This is a genomic window from Candidatus Viridilinea mediisalina (genome assembly GCF_002532535.1).
Taxonomy (GTDB): domain Bacteria; phylum Chloroflexota; class Chloroflexia; order Chloroflexales; family Chloroflexaceae; genus Viridilinea; species Viridilinea mediisalina.
In genome coordinates, this window is sequence record NZ_NQWI01000054.1 from 26,194 (window position 1) to 32,606 (window position 6,413).

At 59.5% G+C, this 6,413-nt stretch carries 3 protein-coding genes and 1 riboswitch; of the genes, 1 reads left to right on the plus strand and 2 read right to left on the minus strand.

Translation table 11 applies throughout. The features are described from left to right. Positions 1-38 precede the first annotated feature (38 nt). Positions 39-641 carry a PH domain-containing protein gene (locus CJ255_RS12560; protein ID WP_097644446.1) on the plus strand — a complete coding sequence of 201 codons (603 nt, stop codon included), beginning with the start codon at positions 39-41 and terminating at the stop codon, positions 639-641. Between the two features lie 126 nt (positions 642-767). Here the strand turns inward: CJ255_RS12560 and CJ255_RS12565 are convergent, their stop codons facing one another. Both CJ255_RS12565 and CJ255_RS12570 read right to left on the minus strand, forming a co-directional pair. Next, positions 768-4,445 (minus strand): SDR family oxidoreductase, encoded by a 3,678-nt coding sequence (locus CJ255_RS12565; RefSeq protein WP_097644447.1) that lies wholly within the window; start codon positions 4,443-4,445, stop codon positions 768-770. Positions 4,446-4,648: 203 nt separating this feature from the next. Beyond that, positions 4,649-5,818, minus strand: a complete 1,170-nt coding sequence (locus CJ255_RS12570; protein ID WP_245863372.1) for an iron-containing alcohol dehydrogenase — start codon at positions 5,816-5,818, stop codon at positions 4,649-4,651. A gap of 147 nt (positions 5,819-5,965) precedes the next feature. Next, a riboswitch (FMN riboswitch) is annotated at positions 5,966-6,196 on the plus strand. Positions 6,197-6,413: the final 217 nt, after the last annotated feature.

Sequence of the window (6,413 nt, forward strand, 5' to 3'; positions counted from 1 at the left end):
ATACTATAATACCAGATATGCTATCGACTACTGAGAACATGACCGAGCACAAGCCGACACCACCACCAATCCAAAGCTTTGCGGTCGCACCGCTCGATCCCTATGCCCAGCGTCTCACCAATGGCCTTGCCTACTTGGGGGGGCTACTGGTCTTGCCGTTGCTCTTCGCCTACTTGGCTAATCTGCGTTGGGAAGGGCTGTTGGTGCCGATTGCACTGGCCTTGGCGCTGGCGCTCTTTCTGCTGCTGACCTATGCATTTCAGCCGCGGGCCTATGTGGTCGAGGCAAACCAATTGGTGTTACGACGGCGGCTCTGGCGCTCGTTACGCATTCCCTTGGACGAGATTAGTGGTGCGTCGTTGGCCGGTTCGTTAGCCGATGTGCCACGGCGGGGCTTGCGTTTTGCCTTTAATGCGGGCATCTTTGGCTACCAGGGGCCATACCGCCTCGATCCGTATGGCGAGGTCTTTTTTGTGGCCACCAACACAAGCCGCTTGGTTGCCGTGGCGCGTTATGGCCAAAATCCACTCATTCTGAGTCCCGACCGTCCTCGATCCTTTGTCGAAGCGCTCAATGAGCAACGCACACAACAGGCGATGCAGAGCCTCAATGCAGATGAGGCAGATGAGTTGGAACGCTAAAAAGAGGTACCGAGCATTGAACCACAGAGGCACCGAGGGCACAGAGGTTGTAGTGGTCTGATTGCTGGGCCACAAAACTCCTCTGTGTTCTCTGTGTCTCTGTGGTTCAACCCTCTGCATCTCTGCTTACACCGTAATGGCACTCCCGCGATTGATGCGCCCGGAGTAGCGGCTGTCCTCTGTGGGGGGCAGGGGTGCGGTGGTGAGGACGACCGCCTGGATGAAGCGTTCGAGCTCTTGGTTGCGCTCGGCGTCGCTGCGTGGCTCTTCAGCCCGCGCCTGGCGCGTTAAGTCCACTTGGTTGACGAGGATGCGGTGGACGGTGCGCTCGCTCTCGGTGCCGACAGTGGCTGTGAAGGCGTGCAGGGTCGTCTTCACGAAGTTGGCCAAGGCGAACTGCTCGGTCGGTGAGGTGGCGGTAGTCTCAGGGGTGACCATCGCCAGGGCAGCGCCGTCAATCAGGCTGGCTTTGCGGGCTACACGGAAGTGGTGGGTGAGTTGCTGCTCACACAGGTCGGCAAAGCCCTGCTCGTCGAGGACGGTGCTCCAGTCGCTGTCTACGCGGCCAACGAGGGGCGCGGTGGGCAGCGGGCGGAAGGGGGTACTCACAATCGGCCCAGGGCGACCGTAGGTAGCCATAGCGCGATCAAAGGCCCCTTCGAGATCGGTCCCTGCTGCGATGCACTTGATCCGCCCGGCATCGGCGTGGTCGCGCAAACGCTCGCTCAGATTGGCAATCCCGGCCTCGGTCTCGGTGATCAGTACTACCTGAGCCGCGCCGTGGCGCTCCAGATAGGCCCGCGCCAGCACCTCAAGATGCTCGTCTAGGTACTCACCCACGAGGTAGACGGTGCTTCCAACCAACTGGGCCATGCGCTCGGTACTCGCTTGGCCGAAGAGCTCGCCACCCACAGGTGTGCGCTCGTAGCGCAAGCCGCCCGAAGGATGGAAGGTCTCACCACTGACCGCTCGGTCGGCGAGGTAGTAGACGGTTGCAATCGCCACATCATACTCGGTAGGCATGCGTTGCAGGTAGAGCATGCCCATCACGCCGTCGCGCACCTTGCGCGCCTCGCGTTCAATCTGGGCACGGGCAAAGAAGGGCTCAGGCGGCTGGATGGAGACCAACTCCTCACTCGACGCATGCTTGGTGGTTTCAGTCAGGTAGCCGCCAGTCTTGAGCCGTTCGAGCAACTTCTCGGCGATGCTCCTGTTCATCAAAAAGACACCCGAAGAGGCACCGAGGTCGCCATCTTTCACAAAGCTGGCAGCCATACGGCGCAGCGCAGGCGGAGCCGCCTCATCTTCGGAGAGCATCGCAACCTTATTGCTCGTCAGGCATGCCAGCAGGTCAGCGACGGAGTGATCACTATCGCGGCGGGCCTGAATCAGAGCCCCGTAGATGTCATTGAGCCGCTTATTCTCCAGGATCAGGCGGGCGCGGCGCATAAAGAGCCCGGGGCGCTCACCGGAGCCTTTGAGCCGGTCGCCTTCAACCGGGCCGGGCGCGAGGGCATTGATCTGCACCTCAGGGCCAAGGAAGCGCGCTAACGCCTCGGACAAGGCGCGCTGGCCCGCCTTACTCACGGCGTAGTCGGCGCGGTTGGGGTAGGAGATAGCGGCATACTTTTCGCCCCCGAAGTAGGAGGAGACATTGAGGATATAGCCGCTGCCCTGCTGCTTCATCAGCGGCGCCAGCTTGCGAATGAGCGAGTAGTTGCTGATCAGGTTGGCATTGAGCGTATGCCGCCAACCCTTGATCGGCATATCAAGCACCATCTCCTCTTCGCCCGCAATGCCCGCATTGTTGAGCAGGTAATCTACCCGCCCAAAGGTGGCCAGGGTGCGTTCAACCAATGCAGCCATATCGGCTTCACGAGCGACATCGCAATCGGGGAAGACCTGAACACGCGCATCGGCATCGTTGTAGCCCACTTCAAGCAGTTCACCAACAATGCTATTGCGGATCTGATCGAGCTTGACCTTATCGCGGGCTGCGAGCATCACCCGTGCCCCGGCGAGGGCCAGCAGACGGCCCACTTGGCCACCGATACCGGCGCTGCCACCAGTAATCATCGCCACCTTGCCCAAATGGAGCCCAATCAGGCTCTCGGCCCAACCAAAGGAGGGCCGTCCAGAACCGGTGGTTGCGGCCAGATTGGTGGGGAGGTAGAGATTAATCTCTTCGATCTGGCGATTACTGAGCAGCAACTGGGCGGTTGCAGCACAGGCAAAATCGAGGCTATCATCCTCGTGGTTGACATAGCGGATGATCTGATTGGCCCAGATGGGGGGCAGGGGCTGGCCCAGTTCATCGGGGGCGCTACGTTCGTGATCCAGATGGGCCTCGTGGCGCCAGACGCGCACCAGTTGCTCGATGCCAGCGCGGGCCACATCGGCCAACACATTGCCCCGGCGGTCATCGCCATTGCTCATAAAGATAACGCGGGGCTGGTAGCTTGGCGCACCGGGCGCAATCCGCACCTGCTGCCAATGGTGGGCAAGGCGTGCGGTAATAGCGACCGTACCGGCGATCTCCTCGTTGAGAAAGGCGTTCGCCTGCTCATCAGGCGCGGTGACGACGCGCTCGGCGGGGGCTTTCGCGCGTGCTGGCAGGATAATCGCACCGTGGGGCCCGCCGGTATTCTCCAGCATCAGCGCGAGGGCGGCATCAATCGTTGTGGGCTCACGCGGATCGAGGTGAACAATAATCGGTGGGATGAAACTGGCCCCAGCGAAGCGGCGGCTCTCGGCCAAGGAGCTCTCAAGTAGAGCAATCGCCTCACGCGAGCGCAGGCCAATCACCGCATCGGCACCACAGGAACGCAGCACACCAGTGAGGGCCATCACATCTTCAAGCTGGTCACCCGCGCAGATCAGCACCACGCGGTTCGATCCATCCACCGCCCGCAAGCCAGGACGAGCGGTAAAGGTTGTATGGCTCTCGGCAGGCAGATCCATACCATTGGTCACCTCAAGCGACTCACCACTGAGCGCGGCGGCATCATCGCTGGCAAGGAAGAGCGCCGTACTCGCCACATCACTGGCATGGGGGAAGGAGCGCACCGGACGGCCTTCAGCATCAGGGCGACCGAGGCGCATCACATTCAAAAACTGGTCAGCCGTGGTCTGCGCGGCTTGACCCTTCAGTTCGTCCATCGCCTGAAACGCACCCCGGATACGTTCACCCTCAATCGGGCCGGGGTAGATCAGATTGACGCGCACACCGAGATCACCCAGTTCGCGGGCCGCCGTTTGGCTTAACGCATTGAGTGCAGCCTTGGGCACCACATAGGAGATGCGACCGTAGTAATCGGCACGCGAAAAGATGGTCGAGACATTGATGACACTCCCACCAGGGGGCATATGGGGTGCAACCGCACGTATAAAGTTCCACGCGATCCCCAGGACACTCGCCACCGCGCCGGTAAGCGATGTATCGTCAAGGGCATCAGTTCCAAGGGGAATCTGGACAAGCGGTTGATGGGGGCCATCGCCACCAGCATTATTGACCAAGACATCAATGCGTCCAAGTTGGCGCACCACATCAGCCACACCAACCCGTACAGCGGCGCTATCGCGCCCATCCATTGTGATCGCAACGACGCGCTCTTCGGCAACCCCCTCTTGGGCAAGCAGTTTCGCCCGAAAGGATTGGAGCTTTGCATCATTGCGTCCACTGATCACCACTGTCGCCCCCTCATCCAGGAAGCGCCGGGTAATCACCTCGCCAATCGCGCCAGCGGCACCAGTGATCATGGCGATCTTACCGTTCAACCGCCCAGCAGCCGTAGGTGCTGTCATCGTTACAACCTCGTATTATGACCTAGTGAAATTTGGCACACACGCTACATATTGTGCCTGATCAGGCCATGAGATTCACCGCCCATCCGGGTAGTGGGCGGTGACGCAGATGGGGGGGAGAGGGGGGAGAGGGCACAGAGTTTTTCACCACAGAGGCACAGAGGGCACAGAGGGTGCAGAGGGTGCAGAGTTTTTCACCACACCTACACCTCATCATAAGCCCGCGCATAGAGTTCAACAATCTCCTGCTTGGTGGGCTTACGGGGGTTATTGCCGGGGCTGCCGCTATCAATTGCGGCATCGGCCATGCTGGGGGCCAACTCCATCAGGCGTTCGCGTTCGACGCCGAGCTCGCGCAGCGAAGGGATGCGAATATCGCGCACAAGGCGGCGAATGGCCACCACCACGCGGTCGGCGGCATCCATGAGCGAGAGGCCGTTGATGTTTTCGCCCATGGCTTGGGCGATACGTGCGTAACGCAGTGGGTCGCCAATCAGGCTAAAATCGGTAACGACCGCCAAGAGGGCCGCGTTGGAGACACCGTGGGCAATGTGGAAATTGGCCCCGATGGGGCGCGACATGCCGTGGACGAGGGCAACCGAGGCGTTGCTAAAGGCGATACCGGCCTGCATGGCGCCGAGCATCATCTGTTCACGGGCGGCAATGTTGTTGCCATTGGCCCAGGCTTGGCGGATGTTCTGGCTAATCAACTCAATCGCCGAGATGCAGAAGATGTCGCTCATGGGCTGACGCTTGACCGAGACATAGGCTTCGATAGCATGCACAAGCGCATCTACACCCGTCGCAGCCGTCACCCCTGGAGGTGATGAGATAGTCAGCAAGGGGTCAACAATGGCCACCGTCGGCATCAAATAGGGGCTACCAATCAGCATTTTGACATCGGTCTTCTGATCGGTGATCACGGTAAAGAGGGTTGCTTCGCTGCCGGTACCAGCGGTAGTCGGAATGGCCACAAGGGGCACGCCGGGGTTATTCAGCTTGCCAAGGCCCTTATACTGCTCAATCGAACCCGGGTTACTCACCAGCACCGCAATCGCCTTTGCGGCATCAATCGGGCTACCGCCGCCGATTGCAACCACAATGTCGCATGCATTGGCCTTATAGACCTCCAACCCCTCTTGGACATACTCAACCACTGGCTCGCTATTCACGCCAGCATAGACAGCGCTGCCAACATCACTGGCGGCAAGCAACTCTTCAACCCGCGCAACGAGCCCAAGGCTCGCCATAATCTTATCGGTCACAATGAGCGCCTTGCGCCAGCCGCGCTTCCGGCACTGCTCACCCAACTGCTCAACGGCGTTTGAACCGACCACCATGTGTGCGGGCGTGATAAACTCGCGTGGCTGCATCAGGACAACCTCCTTACGGCAACGTAGATTGTTGCAAAGCAAAGCTATACGCCTAAGTGTAATATACGTTGTAGGCTGCGTCAAAGGTATCTCCTTGATGCAACCCTAAGTTGACGCCCGCCTCAATATGACGTACCCTATCTCATGATAGACCTTCGGGGCATGGTGCAATTCCTGACCGGCGGTGATGGTGGTTTTTCCACACAAGCCCGCGAGCCGTAATACCATTTACGATTGTAGATTGCAGATTGCCGAACATGGCGTCCCAATGGGCGTTAGCGTTCTTGATCATGCGGCATGTTCAAGGGTAATTGGTATAAGGCAGGACCTGGTGCGATTCCAGGGCCGACGGTATAGTCCGGATGGGAGAAGGTCGGTAGTGCTACATGCTGAGGCGAGTCGCTTGTTGCATGCTGCTGGCGCGGCGCGGGCGTTGTTACGCTCTGGCGCATGTGGTGGCACCATGTCCAAGCGTCGGATGCCCCTGTGGAGCGTTATACCATTTACGATTGCAGATTGCAGATTGCCGAACATGGCGTCCCAATGGGCGTTAGCGTTCTTGATCATGCGGCATGTTCAAGGGTAATTGGTATTA